Origin of the sequence: Aeromonas sp. 55A (genome assembly GCF_051919665.1) — a bacterium.
In the GTDB taxonomy this organism is placed as follows: domain Bacteria; phylum Pseudomonadota; class Gammaproteobacteria; order Enterobacterales; family Aeromonadaceae; genus Aeromonas; species Aeromonas veronii.
Genome location: NZ_JBQBEH010000008.1, coordinates 3,714,934 through 3,732,311, shown reverse-complemented (window position 1 = coordinate 3,732,311; position 17,378 = coordinate 3,714,934). Strand labels below are relative to the sequence as shown.

Below are 17,378 nucleotides of genomic sequence, written 5' to 3'. Positions count from 1 at the left end.
TGTTGGCGCCCTGTTGCATGGCCGGAATTGCCTCGGGTGAGGGTCAGTCCAGCAACTCCTGATGGAGGCGGTTGACGATATTGCCCGCCTCGCTCTCCTTGACCAGGAAGCAGAGGTTGTGGGCGCTGGCGCCGTAGCAGATCATCCGGATGTTGTGCTCGCGCAGGGCGTCAAAGACCTGACTGCCCACCCCGTTCACTTCGCTCATCCGGTTGCCGATGAGCGCCACCAGTGCCAGACCGGTTTCCACCTCCACCTTGCAGAGCTGCCCCAGCTCGGTCAGTACCTTGTCGCTCAGGATCGGTTCGCCGTTACTCTGGCTGCCGGTGTGATCCAGCGTCAGTGACACGCTCACTTCCGAGGTAGTGATGAGGTCGACCGAGATGCGGTGACGGGCCAGAATGCCGAACACTTCGGCCAAAAAGCCGTAGGCGTGGAACATGTTGAGGCTGTGCAGGGTCACCAGCACCTGCTGGCGGCGCAGGGCGACGGCGCGAAACAGCGGGCTTGAATCTGTGCTGGCGCGGATCCAGGTACCACCGGCGGCGGGATCCTTGGCTGAGCCGACAAACACCGGAATATTCTGGCGTACCGCCGGTTGCAGGGTGGCGGGGTGCAGCACCTTGGCGCCGAAGGTTGCCATCTCGGCCGCTTCGACAAAGCTGATTTCGGGAATGGGGCGGGCGCGGGTGACGAGGCGCGGATCCGTGGTGTAGATGCCGGGCACATCGGTCCAGATCTCGATACTGGCGGCATCGAGCGCTTCGGCGAGCAGGGCTGCGCTGTAGTCAGAGCCGCCGCGCCCCAGCGTGGTGGTGCGGCCATCGCCATCGGCACCGATAAAGCCCTGGGTGATGATCATGCTGTCGCCAAGCTGCGGGCCCAGCGTCTGCTGGCAGAGGGTTCGGGTGGTGGCCAGATCGACGGTGGCCTTGCCAAAGCGGCTGTCGGTGCGCATCAGCTGGCGCACATCCTGCCAGTGGGCCTTGACGCCGCGCTGGCGCAGCAGCTCGGTAAAGAGGCGGGTAGACATCAGCTCGCCGCAGGCGATGAGGCGGTCGGCCAGCTCCGCATCGGTATGCTGGTGAGCTTGCTGGGCCATGAGGCGAATTTCGTCCAGCTGGCCATGAATGAGGGCGCTCACATCAACGGGGTTGCCGAGATCGGCCAGAATGGCTTGCTGGATCCCGGCCAGTTTGGCCAGCTGCTCGTCGCGGCCCGCTTCGTCCTGCTCCCCTTGTGCCAGAGCGACCAGCAGGTTGGTGACACCGGCGCTGGCGCTCAGTACCACCACCCGGGTGGCGGGATTGGCCAGCACGATGTCGGCGCAGTGATTCATGGCCGGGAAGTTGGCGACACTGGTTCCGCCAAACTTGGCGACATTGATCGGGCTCATTGCTTACTCCTGTCTTATTTTAAGATTCCGGTTCCATCGGGCAAAAAAGAGAGGAGGAGGCTGAAAATGGCAGGAATGAACGAAGCTATCCCGGCCAGAAGCACTCCACCTGCAGAGCCCATCCCGTACCGCCCCTGACAGGGCGCGGTGGGGGATGATCACTACCGATGACAACCCGGGGGATTCAGCCCCCGCAGCCGACGTTGAGGTTACCAGTCTCCTCATTCGTCTCGGCGCTGCTCCCCCTGACCCAAGTTCACCGGACGCTGGCGTCCTCCCTTGGGCTGCCTGGGCAGCGCTCCTCTTCTGGCTCCACTAGGGCGGTGGAGTGCATTTAGAAATACCCTGCGTTGGATTGCACTGTCAATCGAGTTTGTGAAAAAGTTCAAATTGTCGGTTAACTCAACGCAGGATCAATGACTTAGGCAATGGTCTTTGACAAAACCTTGGAACGGCGCTGCCAGTTGTAGAGACGCTGGCGCGCCACCGGCAGATCTTCCACTTCCAGCGGATCGAAGCCCCGCTCCCGGAACCAGTGGATGGAGCGGGTGGTAAGCACGAACAGGCGGCGAATGCCGAGCCGCTTGGCCCGCTCGGCCACCTTGGCCACCAGCTGATCCCCCCGGTTGGAGTTGCGATAGTCTGGGTGGATGGCGACGCAGGCCATCTCCGCCATCGCCTCTTCCATAAAGCAGTAGAGGGCCGCGCAGCCGATGATGAGGCCATCGCGCTCGATGATGGTGAACTTGTCGATCTCCATCTCCAGCTGCTCGCGGGAGCGGCGCACCAGAATGCCTTCCTCCTCCAGCGGGCGGATCAGATCCAGAATGCCGCCGATATCCTCGATGGTGGCGGCGCGGGCCTGCTCGGCACTTTCCCGCACTATCTGGGTGCCGAGGCCGTCACGGCTGAACAGCTCCTGCAGCATGGCGCCATCATCCTGATAGCTCACCAGATGGGAGCGGGGCACCCCGCCACGGCAGGAGGCAATGGCCGCGCGCAGGTAGCGGGCGGTGCCAGACATCTCTTCGCCCGCTTGTTCCAGCTCCACCAGCAGCTCTTCGGCCTGCTCGGGGAAGAGCTCGGAGATGGCTTCGCCGCGTCTGTCCATTACCCCCTGGGTGCTGCTAAAGCAGATAAGCTTGTCCGCCTTGAGGTCGACCGCCACCCGGCGGGCCACCTCTTCCGAGCTCAGGTTAAAGCTCTCGCCGGTGACCGAGCAGCCGATGGGGGAGATAAGCACCAGACTCTTCTGATCGAGCTGGCGGGTGATCCCCTCCACGTCGATGCGGCGCACCCGGCCGCTGTGGCAAAAGTCGATGCCATCATCCACCCCCAGCGGCTGAGCAGTGACGAAGTTGCCGCTCACCACGCTGATCCGCGCCCCCTGCATTGGGGTGTTCGCGAGCCCCATGGATAGCTGGGCGGTGATGTCGTATTGCAGGCCGCCACACACCTGTTTGATGATGGTAAAACTCTCGTCATCGGTGACCCGGATCCGCTTGTGATACTGGGCCTCGATACCGGCGCGGGCCAGCGCTTCATCGTTTTGCGGACGTGAACCAAACACCAGCACCAGGCGTATGCCCAGTGTCTGCAGCAGAGCGATATCGCTGACGATATTGGCGAAGTTGGGGTGGCAGATGGCTTCTCCCCCCATCATCAGCACAAAGGTGGCACCCCGATGCACATTGACATAGGGGGTGGATTGCCGGAAGGCATTGACCAGACTGGGTTCGCGTTCACGCACTTGATATTTCTTCCATAAAAAAACAGCGATTGGCTCAATATATGAAAATTAATTCACAAATCAAGACTAAATATTGATTTTGGCCGTTTCTGGTCTACGAGGGGCGGCTTGGCAGTGCGGATCGGGAAAGGATGGTTGGAAGCGCAGATGGCCGTTGGGGCGAGCGGGGAGGGGGCCGCCGGTTGATCCGGCGCGATAAACTGCTATCTTCGATGCTTCTTTTCGTCAGCTGTGTGATTTCACAGGGTTTTATACAAGGACAGAATTCATGGAACAGATTATTTCACCGGCAGATGCCCTGCCGGGACGACGCGAAGCGATGGTGATTGGTCAGCAGCATGCGGTGAACGGCAACCCGACCCAGGGTCCCTGGCCCGAGAACATGGCGATCGCCTGGTTTGGCATGGGTTGCTTCTGGGGCGTGGAGCGCCTGTTCTGGCAGCAGCCGGGCGTCTACTCCACCGCGGCAGGTTATCAGGGCGGCGTGACCCAGAATCCTACCTACAAAGAGGTGTGCAGTGGCCTGACCGGCCATGCCGAGACGGTGCAGGTGGTGTTTGATCCGGCGGTGATCAGCTACGGCGATCTGCTCAGACTGTTCTGGGAGCAGCACGATCCGGCTCAGGGGATGCGTCAGGGCGGGGACATTGGCACCCAGTATCGCTCGGTGATCTTCTATGGTGACGAGAGCCAGCAGATCATTGCCCAGCAGAGCATGGCGGCCTACCAGCAGGCGATGGCGGCAAGCGGTGACAGCCGTGCCATCACTACCCGCATTCTGCCGCTGGCGCCCTTCTACTACGCCGAGGATTACCATCAGCAATATCTGGAGAAAAACCCGGATGGTTACTGCGGATTGGGTGGCATTGGAGTCTGTTTGCCGCCCAGCCTGAACCGCTGAACAGGTTTGTAGTCGATTTCTTAATAAAAGTGAAAATAAATGGTCGGAGGAGGGAACTTATTGCGACCAGTCGGGACTAACTAGGTAGCGTCCAGGGATCGGATGCAAAGTCCAGACACATTTCTTGCCTTGATAACCGCCTGATGAATGAACGCACTGGCGGGTTGAAAATGATAGCAAGCAGGGCTGCCCACCAAGGCGGCCCTTTTCCTTATCTGCTGCTTTGAAATCTTGCGTTGGGCGGGAGAGCCGGACGGCACATCAGCCGATGGCGCTGTCGAACAGGTTCTTGATGAGATCGATAAACTCGATGAGGAAGGTTTTCTGTTCCGGGGTCGGGGCGCGCAGCCAGACGGCAGAGAGCACCTCTTCCAGATCGGCGACCACGGCGTCGGCCTCCTGCATGATGGCGAAACGCACCTTGGCATCGAGCTGGGGGTTTTGCTCGCAAATGGCCATCAGGTTGCTGGCAACACGGCCACTGACCAGATCTTCGATGGTCTCTTCACCATCGTTCTGCTGTTGGGATTCAAACAGTCCCAAACTCTCCACCAGATACTCGATCAGCGAGATATAGCCTTCACTTTCTACCACCATGGTTGCTGCCTCAATACAGTAACAATACGAAAATTAAGCGTATTTTAGTGGCTTGCCCTAGCTTGGCAAGCAGCAGTGCAGGCGATGGCGAGTAAAACTGACTCCGCCCCGCTCCACGCACTCCAGCCCGGTCAACGTAAAGCCATGTCGTAAAAATAGCTCATAACTGAAGGCGCTGGCCTCGGTGGTGATGAGGGTCAGACCGAGCCCTCTGGCCCCCGCGAGCGCCGTGGTGAGCAGCAGATTGCCTAGTCCCTGGCGCTGATAGTCGGCGCTCACATAGAGCAGGCTGAGGTGGCCATCGGGGCTCAGAGTGACAAACCCGAGGGGCACATTTGCCTGCTCCGCCACCCAGCCGTGGTGCTCGCGCAGCTGGCTGACAAAGCCCGGATGTTGTGAACCGAGGGCCCACTGCTCCACCTGCTCGGCGCTGTAGTGTTCGGGGCCGCAGCGTCGCACCGCCTGCTCAAACAGGGTTACGAGAGCGGGGATATGTGCCTCGCCAAGGGGGACAATGCAAAGTGCTGGACTAAGTGCTGGCGTCATAAGGTCGGGCCGTCAGTAGGGGGGAGGGGGCGCGGCGCCTGTGGTCGTTTGGCTTTGGGCAGACCCGCGACAACCCGCTCATAGGAGTGGTGCACCCAGCCTTGCCACAGATCATCTGGCAAGGTGCTGTTCAGGGTCACTGTGTTCCAGTGTTGCTTGTTCATATGCCAGCCCGGTTTGACCTCGGGGTGGATCTCGCGCAGCAGCAACGCCAGCTCGGGCTCGCATTTGAGGTTGATGGTGAGCGGCTCGGCCTGCCAATCCACCAGCGCGAACATCTTGCCCGCGATGCGGTAGACCAGGATCTCCGGGCCAAACGGGGTATCTTCGGTGGTGCCCGGCAGGGTCAGCAGAAAGTGGCGCAAACGGGTCAAATCCATGGAAAGTTCTCGCGCAAGGGGTGATCCGGGTCATGTCAGGCGCATATCTATCGGCGGGCCTGTTCTGTTAATATGCGCGCAGCCGAGTATACCCCCCATCACCAAGGGAGCCTATTGGATGTTGTATCACAAGACTTTCGAACTGGGTCCCGAGCGGGATTGGGTGGTGTTTGTCCACGGCGCCGGTGGCAGCTCCTCCATCTGGTTCAAGCAGCTGCGCGCCTATCGCGAGCACTTCAACGTGCTGTTGCTGGACTTGCGCGGCCACGGCCAGTCCCACCAGCTGCAACAGGTGGTCAAGGGCCACTACAGCTTTCGGGAAGTGACCGAAGATATCGTTCGGCTGCTCGATCATCTCGATATCCGCCGCGCCCACTTTGTCGGCATATCCCTTGGCACCATCCTTATTCGCCATCTGGCCGAGCTCTGCCCGGAGCGGGTGAAAAGCATGGTACTGGGGGGCGCTATCCTGCGGCTCGATATCCGCTCGCGGGTGCTGGTGCAACTGGGCCGACTCGGCCAGCACTTCCTGCCCTATATGTGGCTCTACCGGCTGTTTGCCTTCATCATCATGCCGCGCCAGCACCATCAGGAGTCGCGCAACCTCTTTGTGCGCGAAGCCCGCAAGCTCTGCCAGAAAGAGTTCAAACGCTGGTTCCGCCTCGCCACCGAGGTTAACCCCCTGATGCGTTACTTCCGCGAACGCTCCCTGCCCATTCCCACCCTTTATGTGATGGGGGAGGAGGATCATATGTTTCTGGCCCCGGTGCGCGAACAGGTGGCCCGCGATGCCAGCTCCTCGCTGGCGGTCATTGAACAGTGTGGCCATGTCTGCAATGTGGAACAGCCGGAGCAGTTTAATCGTCGTACGCTGGCATTTATTCAATCGCTGGGGGGCGGACGGAAATAAGGATTCGTTACGCTGCGCATTCAGGTCATGCCACAGCGGCATTGCAAGCAGCCGCGAGCAAAGCGCTGCCAACGTGCAATAGATGTCGCTGTCTTGGCGATCGTATAAGCCGCATACTTTCAAGCTACAAGGGGTGATCTGCCCCCCTGATTCTTTATAATTCCCCCCTTTAAAACCGCCGGATCCCGGTTCGGCGCGCGCTGATGGCTTGCTACGTCATCAGGCAGATCATCAGGATTGAGAAACGGTTATGCATACTCTGGAACAGCTGCGCGCAGGTGAACTGTGCGGTGCCCGCCATCTGAAGCTCTCTGAAAATCTGACGGAGTTCCCCAGCGAGATTTTGAGCCTGAAAGAGACGCTGGAGGTGCTGGATCTCACCGGTAACCAGCTAAGCGCACTCCCTGACGAGCTGGCCGGGTTCAGCAAACTGCGCATTATCTTCTGCTCCGAGAACCGCTTTACCGAGCTGCCCGAGGTGCTGGGGCGCTGCCCGGCGCTCACCATGGTGGGTTTTAAGGCCAACCGGATTGCTACCGTCTCGGCCAAGGCGCTGCCTGCGGGTTTGCGCTGGCTGATCCTGACCGATAACGCAATTGAGCACCTGCCTGATGAGCTGGGCCAGTGCGACGCTCTGCAAAAGCTGATGCTGGCGGGCAACCGCCTGCGCGAGCTGCCTGCGAGTCTTGCCAATTGCCGCCGTCTTGAGCTACTGCGCATCGCCGCCAATCGCATCGAACGCTTCCCCGAGTGGCTGCTCTCGCTGCCGCGCCTTTCATGGCTTGCCTACTCCGGCAACCCCTTTAGCGAAGGGGAGGAGGCGCGGGCCATCGATGATGCCCATGTCACGCCGATTGCCTGGGAGACGCTGGCGCTGGGCGAGCTGCTGGGGCAGGGAGCATCCGGCGTTATCCATCGCGCCACCCTAGTGGCTAATCCTGCTGATGCAGTGATTCAGGCCAGCGGCAGAGGCGATGCCAGTCAGGTGGCGGTCAAGCTGTTCAAGGGGGCGGTGACCAGCGATGGCTTGCCCCAGTGCGAGATGGCGGCGTCGCTGGCGGCGGGCACTCATCCCAACCTTATCAAGGTGATAGGCAAGGTGGCGGATCACCCCTCCGGTATTCCGGTGCTGGTAATGGAGCTGATCGACCCGGCCTTTGCCAATCTGGCCGGGCCGCCGAGCCTGGACTCCTGCACCCGAGATGTCTATCCCGAGGGGCTGCATCTGAGTGTGCCGGATGCGCTGGCGATGGCCCACGGCATCGCCTCGGTGGCGGGCCATCTGCACCGCGCGGGCATCATGCACGGGGATCTCTACGGTCACAATATCCTGTTTGCCCGCGGGCCTGACGCACCGGCTCGCGCCCTGCTGGGGGATTTTGGTGCGGCTTCTTTATATGACCGCAGCGACCGCGAGCGGGCGCTGGGCCTTGAACGACTGGAAGTGCGCGCTTTTGGCTGCCTGCTGGAGGAGCTGCTGGCCCATTGCGATACGCAAGACTCACCGCTCGATAGGTTGCATCAGCTCAAAGCGGCCTGCCTCTCGGAACTCCCCTCCGAACGCCCCGATTTTGCTTATATTGAGCGTCAGCTGGTGGTTGCTCGCGCCACGCTGTCGTGATCTTTCTGGCGTTGGCAGGCACGTTGTGGCCTGCCAACGTCATTCCTTTTATTCATTCATCGCCATACACCCATGACGTTTTTGCATGGGTTGGTATACCTCTGCCCGTCATAAACGCACCCAATAGCGCTCATTGCGACTGCGAGGCGCACGGCAAAGTGACGTCCCGTCATTCGCTCGATAACACGCAGAGGCTGCGCAGCAAAAAGGGAATGGCAGAGGGTTGCGTGGTGCCGGTTAAGTTGTGATATTGAGGCATCTTTAGTACAGAAGGGTAATAACGATGGAAGCTGCGTTTTGGCATCAGCGTTGGGAAGAGAACCGGATTGGCTTTCATCAGGCGGACTTCAACCACTGGCTGCAATCCTGGTGGTCAGCCCAGCAAGCGGACGAGCCGGTGCTGGTTCCCCTGTGTGGCAAGTCCCGCGACATGCTCTGGCTGAGCGCTCAGGGTCATCCGGTCGACGGTTTCGAGCTATCGAGCCTTGCCGTCAGCCAGTTCTTCAGTGAAAACCAGCTCGCCGCGACCGTCAGCGAAGTGGGCCCTTATCAGTGCCATCAGGTGGACAGCCTGCGCATTTTTCAGGGGGATTTTTTCGCCGCCCCCAGTCTGGGTCGCCGTTACCGGCTGGTCTATGACCGCGCGGCGCTGATCGCCCTGCCGACCGCGATGCGCCGCCAGTATGCAGCCCTGATCAGTTCGCTGGTCGAGACCGGTGGCCAGATCCTGCTGGTAACCCTCGAATATCAGCCTGAGCAGCAGAGTCATCCCCCCTTCTCGGTGGGAGAGATGGAGGTGCGGGCGCTGTTTGAACGGGACTTTCGTATCGAGGTGCTGGGGCGCGCCGCCGAGGTGGATCACCCGCGGGTGCTGTCGGGTCAGCTCTCCTACTTCGATGAGGTAGCCTACCGGCTGGTTCGCCGTGGCTAACGGGCAGCTACGGGCGGGCAAAGGGTGATCTGCGCCGACAAATCATCGGGCTACGCGCTCTTCGCTACCTCCTTTGACGTAGATCAACGTGACTGGCGGGGGGAGTGCCTAATATGAGGCTGTTTCTCAATCACTGTTGGCATTGCAAAGCGAGTATCGGGTCTTTCCCGCTTGCTGATCAGCAACTCAGTGTCTGATTTTCACGCTCATGTTCACTTTTGGCGGCTTTGGTCGCAATTGTTATGGTTTTTCCAGCCGACCCTGATGGGTCGGCTTTTTATTGTCTGTGATTTGCGGTGGGCAGGAAAAACGGGGGATGTCGAGGCCTGATCAGGCCTCGAAGGTGGCGGCATTGAGCCGAAATGCCCGTGGATCATCGATAAACTGGCCGGTGATCCGCTCGTCATGTTCGTGCCCCTGACCATAGCTGCAGAGGATCAGCCGATCGGAGGTGCGCGATCGCAACTGGGTGATAAAGCGCACCAGATCGGCGCGGCTCAACTTGCCCACCTCGTCGCAGACCCGCTCCCGCTGATCGAACCCCAGATCCTTGTTGCCAATACTGACCCACAACCGCTGGCCGCGACTGCGCAGATTGGCATCCCGCTCGCTCAGCTGGGCTTGCAGCCCCGCCTTGCTCTCCTGCCACTGCTGCTCGGTGAATTCGAGCATGGCGAGCGGGAAGAGGTCGATAAACTCCTCCACCGCATCGAGCAGGATCTGCGGCCCCGCCACCGGCGACTGGATATAGAAGATCAGGCCTGGGTGGCGATTGAGGGGCAGGTTACCTGCGCCCACCACATACCCCAGTTGCTGACGGGTACGCAGCTCGTGGAAGAAGGTGGAGGACATGATGTGGTTTGCCAGGGTGAAGCAGGCGAGATCCCGCGCCCGGGTGGTGCGGGACTGGTAGTAGACCAGCAGTGCCGAGTCCTCGTGATCGCAACCCTGCTCGCGAATAAGGGTACCCCTGTCCTGAATGGAGATGAGCGGGCGGCGGGTCTCGCCGCTCGGCTTGCTGCTGGTGCCATTGATGTCGCTCAGGTGGCGCTCCATCAGTGCGGCCAGCTCCAGTGCTTCCGCGGCAGTCCAGTCGCCATGCACCAGTGCCTCGACATGCACCTCGCCAAACAGCTGGGCCACGAAGCCGGGCATCTCCTCCAACTCTACCGTGCGCAGGTGGCGCAGCAACTGCTCGAACGGCGGGTTGTTCGGTTGTAGCAAGCTGGTGAGCTGGTTAAAGAGCTGGGAGATTGGGCGCGCCTTGGACTGGTTGTCCCAGTTGCGGATGAGCTGCTCCTTGATTTCGGCGAAGCGACCCGGATCCGGATACCCCAGAGTGCGGTTGCCGAGGATCATGTCGAGCAACAGCGGCTGCTTGTCGGCAAAACCGCTCAGGTTGATGGTAAAGCCCCCCTGATGGGCATAGATCTGGTAACCCAGCCCCGCCAGCTCCGCCGGATAGGTGAGGGCGTTGAGGTGGTCGGCCAACAGCTCCACGGCGAGGCGCGCCATGGCGATATTGCGCGGATTTTTGACCGCATGTTCGCTGTCGATGGAGATGTAGAGATTGCCCTTGGGCACGCTGAACAGGTGCTCATGGAGGTGCCAGAGGCGAAAACCGGGGCGATCGATAAGGCAGGCTGGCATGTCGGCGGCAAGTTCGGGTGTGCGCGGATCGAGCCTACTGCTGATAAAGGGGTTGGGCTTGGGTAGCGCCAGCGCCGGATCCGGTTCGCTCTGCTGCCAGCGAATTTTCTCGGCCTCGGTAATAGTCGCCACGCTGTAGGGGGTCTGATACCAGCGGGCCAGCCGATCGGTCGCCACTTCCGGCGCAGTGATGGTGATGCGCAGGTTATGCGGGCTGAGCTTGGCAAGGAAGCGGCGGATCAGCCCCTCGTCATATTCGCGCATCATGTAGTCGCCGTAGAGCAGATCCTCAGGTTTGTAGCTAAATAGGTTGAGCACCAGCCCTGACACCGTATCGAGGGGGCGGCCGCGCTCCTGAAAGCGGAACGCCGATTCGAGCACGGTCCGTTTTTCGTCGTAGCGCCAGCTCTGCAACCCTTCGCGGCCAATCAGTTTCAGATAGCCAAACAGGGCGGCGAGGATGTCGTCCACATGCTCAAGGCCCAGAGGTGTGAGGCCGAAGTTGACGCCAAAATCCTTGAAGTTGGCGCCGCTGATGCCACCGCCCGCCGAGAGCTGGTTGACCCAGCCTTTCGCCTTGAGCAGGGAGAGCAGGCTGCCATCCCCCTCATAACCGATCAGATGGCTCAGGAAGGTGAGGGGCTTCTTGTCGTAAAACTCGTCCACATTGGGCAGAGGGAAGCTGAGCGAAAGCTTGCGGGTCTCCTTGACCGGATTGATGTGGATGCGCACGCCGAGATCATCGAGCCGGTAGAGTGGCATGGTGAGGGTCGGGGTTCCCAAATTGCGATTCAAAATGGGAGCAAAGTAGCGACAGCACCACTGCAACTGGGTATCGATGGATTCCGGCGAGATCATCACCAGCGCCATGCGATCCGCGCTGTAGTGGCTCTCGTAGAAGTTGATGAGGTCGGAGCGCAGATCTCGTCCCGGCAGATCGGCCAGGGTATCGAGGTTGCCCACCGAGAACTTGGAGAAGGGGTGCGCCGGGTTGACTGTCTCTTTATGCACCTGATAGCTGCGGCGCATGTCGTCCTGCAGCTTGAGGCGATACTCGGAGTCGACCGCGTTGCGCTCCTTGTCCACCCACTCCGGATCAAAGGTGGGGCAGATAAAGAACTGGGAGAAGCGATCCAGCCCCGCTTCGAAGAAGCCGTTGTCGATCTCGAAGAAGAAGTTGGTGAATTCGGTGCCGGTCCAGGCGTTGTTGCTGCCGCCATGACGGCTCATAAATTGCTGGTACTCACCAGGCTTGGGGTAGGTGCAGGTGCCGAGAAACAGCATGTGCTCCAGAAAATGGGCCATTCCCTGCCGGTCGGCGGGATCGTCAAAATGGCCGGTATTGACCGCCAGTGAGGCGGCGGATTTGTCGGTGTCGGGATCACAAATCAACAAGACCCTGAGCCGGTTGGTCAGCTCCAGAAAATGGTATTGCCGATGGTCATTGGGACTGGCATATGGGCTCATTGGCGTGTGACTCACGTTGGATTTATTTGAATTTAAACATGATTATCGACCCCGCTATCCCGTCAGGCAAACCCTTTTCTGAGAGGTAGCGCAATTGTTTCCACACCCGTGGCGGGGTAAGATCCCCCGGCTATCAAAACAGGCCCGTTGGGCGAGGTTGTAATGAAGATCTATATCATGCGTCATGGCCAGGCTGGCATGAATGCGAAAACAGATGAACAGCGTCCATTGACCGAGCAGGGTATTGAAGAGTCTATCCAGATGGCCCGCTGGCTGGCGCCTCAGCTGATTGGCCCGCTGGATCGGGTGATCCACAGCAACTATCTGCGGGCACGCCAGACCTGGCAAGCCATATGCAGTGAATTACCTGACGCAGCAGCCGTTGAAGAGAGTGGCGACATTACCCCTTACGGTGATCCCGCTTTCGTGGCCAGCTACCTCACCACCCTGGCGCAGCAACATGACCAGATCCTGATGGTCAGCCATCTGCCGCTGGTGGGTTATCTGGTGCAAAGCCTCTGCCCGGCCGCAGGAGCACCCATGTTCGCCACCTCAGGGATCGCCTGTATCGAGTGGCACGATGGCAAAGGAGCCTTGCTCTGGCTCGAAGGGCCACATACAATAGGCTAAAAGTTAATAAAAAGTTATAGATTGAATTTTTTGGGAAGAGATGGGCGAGTTTTCCGGATTTTTATAAATATTTTACGGAATTAATTCGCAGAAGCTGCTGTCATACGGATACAACTGCAAGAGGTTGCAAACGATGAGAGTGTTCAAGAAGTACCTGCCACTGATGGTGGCAAAGCATGTCAAAACCTTCTTTAAAGGTCGGATTTACATCCATGGTCGGGGGCGGTTTGATTTCCAATCCGGTTTGTTGCTGATGCCGAATCCGGCGGATATTCCCCACCGCCAGACAGTCACCGAGGTCAACGAGCTGATTTCCAGACTGCACATGGATGCCGCGTGATGCGCTTCTGAACCTGTTTCTGCACTGATATGCCCGCACTTTTGCGGGCATATTTGTTTCTGGCGGCTGGTGTTCACCGCGTCGCTGTTCAGGCCCACACCTTTGTTTCTCTCCCATCGCCCTCTATACTGGCCCGCTGTTGTCTCTTCGGTCTGGATCCTCTCATGCCCCTTGCCTTTCTGTTTCCCTTTTCCTGCATTGCCATCTGGGCTGGCAATGGCATCGTCAGCAAACTGGCGGTTGGTGTGTTGTCCCCGGCAGCCTTGGCCTGGTCGCGCTGGGTGGTGGCTGCGCTGGTATTAAGTCCGTTTCTGGCCCGTCGGGTATGGCGTGCGCGTGCCCGTCTGCGCACTGGCCTTTGGCAGATCGCCATGCTGGCCTCGCTGGGCATGGTGCTCAACCAGACTTTTGGTTACTACGCGGCGCAAACCCTGGGAGCCACCGAGATGGGGTTGATGATGGGACTGACGCCGCTGCTGACCGTGTTGTTCAGCATCTGGCTGCTGCGCGAGCGGCCCACCTGGGGCGCCGTGCTGGGGGCGCTGCTTTCCCTCCTTGGCTTGTCTATCTTGCTGGGGCAGGGGGATCCTACCCGGCTGTTTACCCAAGGCATTCATATCGGCTCTGTCTATATGCTGATTTCGGCGGGTACTTATGCTCTTTACAGTGTGCTGCTCAAGAAGTGGGATCTTGGGCTCGACAACTGGTCGCTGCTCTACGGTCAGGTGATCTGCAGTGTGGTGATCCTGACACCCTTCTTTTTGCTGGTGGATGGCCAGTGGCCGGATGGTCGGGCCCTGTGGCTGATCCTCTATGCCGGTATCCCCACCTCGGCGCTCTCGCCCTGGCTCTGGATGCAGGGTATCGCCCTGCTCGGCGCCAACCGTACCGCCATCTTTATGAACCTGCTGCCGGTGATGACGGCTGGCCTTGCCATCACCCTGCTGGGTGAGCGGTTGACCAGCTATCACCTGATCGGGGGCGGTCTGACCCTGCTGGGTGTCTTGCTGGCACAGCTCTTGGTGCGTCCGGTGGTGATGGGTCGCCGCCGGGTAGTGCTGGCACCCTGTCCCGAAGAGTAATCTTGCGTGAAAGCGTAAGTGGGCCCAATGGCCCGTTTGGCCGCCAATGAAAAGCGCCTGCAGCAATGCAGGCGCTTTTTTATGGTTACATCTTCCTAGCCGGTTACTGGGCAACCAGATAGAGCTCCTTGCTGTAGACCACATCCTGCGGGTTAAGGTGGGGATAGCCTTTCACGAAAGGCTTGAGCAACCTGGATTTGACCGAGAAATAGATGGGCGCGATGGGGGCATCCGCATCAATGAGTGCCTCTGCCTGTTGATACAGGGCATTGCGTTCAGCGGGATCCAGCGAGTCGTGGGCTTTGGCCAGCAGGGCGTCGTACTCCTTGTTGAACCACTTGCCGCTGTTGGCACTGCTGCTGGAGGTCATGATGTCGAGGAAGGTGGAGGCATCGTTATAATCCCCGTTCCAGCCATAGCGGCTAACCCCGAAATCCCCCTCGTTGAGTGCCGAGACCATGGTCTTCCACTCCATGTTGTTGAGGGTGGCAGTGACACCCAGGTTGTGTTTCCACATGGAGGAGACGGCCAGCGCAATCTTTTTGTGGCTCTCGTTGGTGTTGTAGAGAATGTCCACTGTGAGTGGCTTGTCCGGGCCATATCCCGCTTCGGCCAACAGGGCTTTGGCTTGCTTGATCCGCTCCTCTTTGCTCTGCAGCTGGCTGGCCGGTTTTTTCAATTCAAAGCCGTCCACAATGGGGGGCGTGAAGCTATATGCGGCAATTTGTCCCTGTCCCAGAATCTTGTCGGTGATGGTCTCCCGGTCGATGGCAAGCGAGAGCGCCTTGCGTACTTTGGGGTCATCGAACGGTTTGCGCTGGGTATTGAAGACATAGTAATAGCTGGCCAGTGTGGGGACGCTGACCAGTTCTTCCGGACTCTTGCTCTTGAGCTGTTTGTACTGCTCCAGCGGATAAGTGGTGTAGTGCAGTTCACCGGTGCGATAGCGGTTGTAGGCGGCGGTTTCGGAGACGATCTCCAGATAGATCACCTTGTTCAGAACGGTGTGCTGGTTGTTCCAGTAGTGGGTATTGCGCTCGGCACTCAGCCGCTCGTTGGGGGTCCACTCTTTGAGTACAAAGGCACCGTTGGAGACGATATTGCCCGGTTTGACCCAATCCTTGCCGAATTTTTCAATGGTGGCCTTGGGGGCCGGGAACGTGGTGTAGTGGGCCAGCGTCTTCAGGAAGAAGGGAACCGGATTTTTCAGGGTGACCTGCAGGGTGTAGTCATCGAGCGCCTTGATCCCGAGCTCTGACGGGCTCTTCTTGCCCTGTGTCACCTCGCTTGCATTGACCACACCGGTCAACTCGATAAACCAGGCGTAGTTGGAGGCCGTCTTGGGATCGGCCGCCCGTTGCCAGCCGTAGACATAATCGGCGGCGGTGACCGGTTCACCATTTGACCACTTGGCCTCGGGCCTCAGCTTGAAGGTGTAGACGGTACCTGTCTTGTCGACCTCGTAGCTGACGGCGCCTGCTGGTTTGATCTTGCCGGTATTATCCAGCTCATAGAGCCCTTCAAACAGATCGTTGACGATGGCACTACCGGCGGTCTCTTCCACCAGCTGGGGGTCGATGGTGGTGGGTTCGGTGCCGATATTGGTCACGTAGATTTGTTGGGCATCCGGCAGCAGCTTGGTACCGGCAGGCACCTGGGCAGCCCAGGCGGGAAGTGCAAACAGTCCGGCTACCATGCCGGCAATGAGAGTCTTGTTCATTGATAATCCTTGAGTTTTATTTGCTTCCAAAGCGAAATCAGTGTGCTGGATTGGCGATCGGATCTCAAGAGGCAATGGCTAAGGGAGCAGCAGGCCCATCAGACTCCATTTTTAATGGCCCAAGGCCAGTCAGCTCATGGCTTGTCGCAGGTTATCGCCACGAATTAAGGGTCCGAAAGTTATCGATTGAAACCGAATAAAATGCGTCTTTTACCATAACGTGAGGCGAAATAGCCTATTTAATAGGCCGCTTAATTCGCTGCAAAAACAAAAAACAGGCGTTACATTAGGTTACAAATCAAGGCCGCCGGTGATCGGCATTTTTTTTGCTGACGCCTGCAAACGTTTTCAATGCCAACGGATGCGATCTAAAGGAACAAAAATGCGAAACATGATCACCATGGGTGAGTTCATCGTCAAAAAGCAGGCGGATTATCCTACCGCGACCGGCGAGCTGACCTCGTTGCTCAGCTCGATCCGCCTTGCTGCCAAGGTGGTGAACCGGGAGATCAACAAGGCGGGACTGGCGGATATCATCGGTTCCATGGGCGCTGAAAACGTACAGGGCGAGGTGCAGCAGAAGTTGGATGTCTACGCCAACGAACGCTTCAAGGCGGCGCTGGAAGCGCGCGGCGAGGTGTGCGGCATGGCCTCGGAAGAGGAAGAGGACTTCGTGGCCTTTGACTCGCCACTCTCCAAAAACTCCAAGTATGTGGTACTGATCGACCCGCTCGATGGCTCCTCCAATATCGACGTCAACGTCTCGGTCGGGACCATCTTCTCCATCTACCGCCGTTTGAGCCCGCAGGGTTCGCCGGTGACCCTGGAGGACTTCCTGCAACCGGGCAACCGTCAGGTCGCCGCCGGTTATGTGGTCTACGGCTCCTCCACCATGCTGGTCTACACCACCGGTTTTGGCGTCAACGGCTTTACCTACGATCCCTCCATCGGCTGCTTCTGCCTCTCCCACGAGAACATCCGCATTCCGGAAGAGGGCAAGATCTACTCCATCAACGAGGGCAACTACATCAAGTTTCCGGACGGGGTGAAGAAGTACCTCAAATATTGCCAGGAGCGCGACGAAGCGACCCACAGACCCTACACCTCCCGCTATATCGGCTCCCTGGTCTCTGATTTCCATCGCAACCTGCTCAAGGGCGGTATCTACATCTATCCGTCCGGCACTAATTCCCCGAACGGCAAGCTGCGCCTGCTCTATGAGTGCAACCCGATGGCGTTTCTGGTGGAGCAGGCAGGCGGCAAGGCTTCCGATGGCTTTGGCCGGATCATGGATATCCAGCCCACCGCGCTGCACCAGCGTACCCCTTACTTTGTTGGCTCGACCAAGATGGTGGAGCGGGCCGAAGCCTTTATGCGCGAGTTCTCCGCCCATGAGGATCCAGCCAACCAGGGCTGATCGTCAGAGGTGTAGGTTGGTGCTGAGCGCAGCGAAGCCC

At 59.1% G+C, this 17,378-nt stretch carries 15 protein-coding genes and 1 riboswitch; of the genes, 8 read left to right on the top strand and 7 right to left on the bottom strand.

The genetic code is table 11. The features are described 5' to 3' along the window. Positions 1-43: 43 nt before the first annotated feature. Both lysC and argA read right to left on the bottom strand, forming a co-directional pair. Positions 44-1,396, bottom strand: coding sequence for a lysine-sensitive aspartokinase 3 (lysC, locus tag ACTG2G_RS21215; RefSeq protein ID WP_429203858.1), 1,353 nt, complete (start codon positions 1,394-1,396; stop codon positions 44-46). 90 nt (positions 1,397-1,486) lie between these two features. Next, a riboswitch (Lysine riboswitch) is annotated at positions 1,487-1,710 on the bottom strand. A 107-nt stretch (positions 1,711-1,817) separates the two neighbouring features. Then, positions 1,818-3,146: an amino-acid N-acetyltransferase gene (argA, locus tag ACTG2G_RS21210; protein WP_005345063.1), complete on the bottom strand. Its 1,329-nt coding sequence runs from the start codon at positions 3,144-3,146 to the stop codon at positions 1,818-1,820. Between the two features lie 268 nt (positions 3,147-3,414). Here argA and msrA point away from each other — a divergent pair, with 268 nt between their 5' ends. Beyond that, the gene (gene msrA / locus ACTG2G_RS21205; RefSeq protein ID WP_005333739.1) at positions 3,415-4,047 is read left to right on the top strand and encodes a peptide-methionine (S)-S-oxide reductase MsrA; all 633 of its coding nucleotides are present in this window, start codon (positions 3,415-3,417) and stop codon (positions 4,045-4,047) included. Positions 4,048-4,308: 261 nt separating this feature from the next. Here msrA and ACTG2G_RS21200 read toward each other — a convergent pair whose 3' ends face one another. Genes ACTG2G_RS21200 through ACTG2G_RS21190 form a run of 3 tightly spaced genes read right to left on the bottom strand, consistent with a single transcriptional unit; the run spans position 4,309 to position 5,570 of the window. Beyond that, positions 4,309-4,644, bottom strand: a complete 336-nt coding sequence (locus ACTG2G_RS21200; RefSeq protein WP_043819587.1) for a DUF3802 family protein — start codon at positions 4,642-4,644, stop codon at positions 4,309-4,311. 57 nt (positions 4,645-4,701) lie between these two features. Next, positions 4,702-5,190, bottom strand: coding sequence for a GNAT family N-acetyltransferase (locus tag ACTG2G_RS21195; protein WP_429203856.1), 489 nt, complete (start codon positions 5,188-5,190; stop codon positions 4,702-4,704). After that, the gene (locus ACTG2G_RS21190; protein WP_429203854.1) at positions 5,187-5,570 is read right to left on the bottom strand and encodes an MmcQ/YjbR family DNA-binding protein; all 384 of its coding nucleotides are present in this window, start codon (positions 5,568-5,570) and stop codon (positions 5,187-5,189) included. The genes ACTG2G_RS21195 and ACTG2G_RS21190 overlap by 4 nt, the downstream gene beginning before the upstream one ends. Positions 5,571-5,688: 118 nt before the next feature. On the opposite strand from ACTG2G_RS21190, the gene ACTG2G_RS21185 reads away from it, so the two are divergent. The 3 genes from ACTG2G_RS21185 to ACTG2G_RS21175 all read left to right on the top strand — a co-directional run bounded on the left by ACTG2G_RS21185 (position 5,689) and on the right by ACTG2G_RS21175 (position 9,032). Then, complete coding sequence (locus ACTG2G_RS21185; protein ID WP_005333728.1) at positions 5,689-6,480, top strand: alpha/beta fold hydrolase; 792 nt, start codon at positions 5,689-5,691, stop codon at positions 6,478-6,480. A 250-nt stretch (positions 6,481-6,730) separates the two neighbouring features. After that, entirely contained in the window at positions 6,731-8,101 is a 1,371-nt protein-coding gene (locus ACTG2G_RS21180) for a leucine-rich repeat-containing protein kinase family protein (protein WP_429203852.1), read from the top strand. A 283-nt stretch (positions 8,102-8,384) separates the two neighbouring features. Beyond that, positions 8,385-9,032, top strand: coding sequence for a thiopurine S-methyltransferase (locus tag ACTG2G_RS21175; RefSeq protein ID WP_429203850.1), 648 nt, complete (start codon positions 8,385-8,387; stop codon positions 9,030-9,032). Between the two features lie 330 nt (positions 9,033-9,362). Here ACTG2G_RS21175 and ACTG2G_RS21170 read toward each other — a convergent pair whose 3' ends face one another. Next, positions 9,363-12,149, bottom strand: a complete 2,787-nt coding sequence (locus ACTG2G_RS21170; protein WP_421385915.1) for an insulinase family protein — start codon at positions 12,147-12,149, stop codon at positions 9,363-9,365. 162 nt (positions 12,150-12,311) lie between these two features. Here ACTG2G_RS21170 and sixA point away from each other — a divergent pair, with 162 nt between their 5' ends. The 3 genes from sixA (at position 12,312) to ACTG2G_RS21155 (ending at position 14,201) form a co-directional block, all read left to right on the top strand. After that, on the top strand, positions 12,312-12,779 hold the full coding sequence (sixA, locus tag ACTG2G_RS21165; RefSeq protein WP_005351311.1) for a phosphohistidine phosphatase SixA: 468 nt from the start codon (positions 12,312-12,314) through the stop codon (positions 12,777-12,779). Between the two features lie 133 nt (positions 12,780-12,912). Further along, positions 12,913-13,119: a DUF1107 domain-containing protein gene (locus tag ACTG2G_RS21160; protein ID WP_005336998.1), complete on the top strand. Its 207-nt coding sequence runs from the start codon at positions 12,913-12,915 to the stop codon at positions 13,117-13,119. A gap of 164 nt (positions 13,120-13,283) precedes the next feature. After that, positions 13,284-14,201 carry a DMT family transporter gene (locus tag ACTG2G_RS21155; RefSeq protein ID WP_421385914.1) on the top strand — a complete coding sequence of 306 codons (918 nt, stop codon included), beginning with the start codon at positions 13,284-13,286 and terminating at the stop codon, positions 14,199-14,201. A 103-nt stretch (positions 14,202-14,304) separates the two neighbouring features. Here the strand turns inward: ACTG2G_RS21155 and ACTG2G_RS21150 are convergent, their stop codons facing one another. After that, positions 14,305-15,921, bottom strand: a complete 1,617-nt coding sequence (locus ACTG2G_RS21150; RefSeq protein WP_374995656.1) for a peptide ABC transporter substrate-binding protein — start codon at positions 15,919-15,921, stop codon at positions 14,305-14,307. Positions 15,922-16,303: 382 nt separating this feature from the next. Here ACTG2G_RS21150 and fbp point away from each other — a divergent pair, with 382 nt between their 5' ends. Next, entirely contained in the window at positions 16,304-17,338 is a 1,035-nt protein-coding gene (gene fbp / locus ACTG2G_RS21145; RefSeq protein WP_005336993.1) for a class 1 fructose-bisphosphatase, read from the top strand. The last annotated feature ends 40 nt before the right edge of the window (positions 17,339-17,378 follow it).

Coding starts and splice junctions, on each gene's coding strand:
- lysC (WP_429203858.1), bottom strand. CDS start 1,396: ATGAGCCCGATCAATGTCGCCAAGTTTGGCGGAACCAGTGTCGCCAAC.
- msrA (WP_005333739.1), top strand. CDS start 3,415: ATGGAACAGATTATTTCACCGGCAGATGCCCTGCCGGGACGACGCGAA.
- ACTG2G_RS21200 (WP_043819587.1), bottom strand. CDS start 4,644: ATGGTGGTAGAAAGTGAAGGCTATATCTCGCTGATCGAGTATCTGGTG.
- ACTG2G_RS21195 (WP_429203856.1), bottom strand. CDS start 5,190: ATGACGCCAGCACTTAGTCCAGCACTTTGCATTGTCCCCCTTGGCGAG.
- ACTG2G_RS21190 (WP_429203854.1), bottom strand. CDS start 5,570: ATGGATTTGACCCGTTTGCGCCACTTTCTGCTGACCCTGCCGGGCACC.
- ACTG2G_RS21185 (WP_005333728.1), top strand. CDS start 5,689: ATGTTGTATCACAAGACTTTCGAACTGGGTCCCGAGCGGGATTGGGTG.
- ACTG2G_RS21180 (WP_429203852.1), top strand. CDS start 6,731: ATGCATACTCTGGAACAGCTGCGCGCAGGTGAACTGTGCGGTGCCCGC.
- ACTG2G_RS21175 (WP_429203850.1), top strand. CDS start 8,385: ATGGAAGCTGCGTTTTGGCATCAGCGTTGGGAAGAGAACCGGATTGGC.
- ACTG2G_RS21170 (WP_421385915.1), bottom strand. CDS start 12,149: ATGAGCCCATATGCCAGTCCCAATGACCATCGGCAATACCATTTTCTG.
- sixA (WP_005351311.1), top strand. CDS start 12,312: ATGAAGATCTATATCATGCGTCATGGCCAGGCTGGCATGAATGCGAAA.
- ACTG2G_RS21160 (WP_005336998.1), top strand. CDS start 12,913: ATGAGAGTGTTCAAGAAGTACCTGCCACTGATGGTGGCAAAGCATGTC.
- ACTG2G_RS21155 (WP_421385914.1), top strand. CDS start 13,284: ATGCCCCTTGCCTTTCTGTTTCCCTTTTCCTGCATTGCCATCTGGGCT.
- ACTG2G_RS21150 (WP_374995656.1), bottom strand. CDS start 15,921: ATGAACAAGACTCTCATTGCCGGCATGGTAGCCGGACTGTTTGCACTT.
- fbp (WP_005336993.1), top strand. CDS start 16,304: ATGCGAAACATGATCACCATGGGTGAGTTCATCGTCAAAAAGCAGGCG.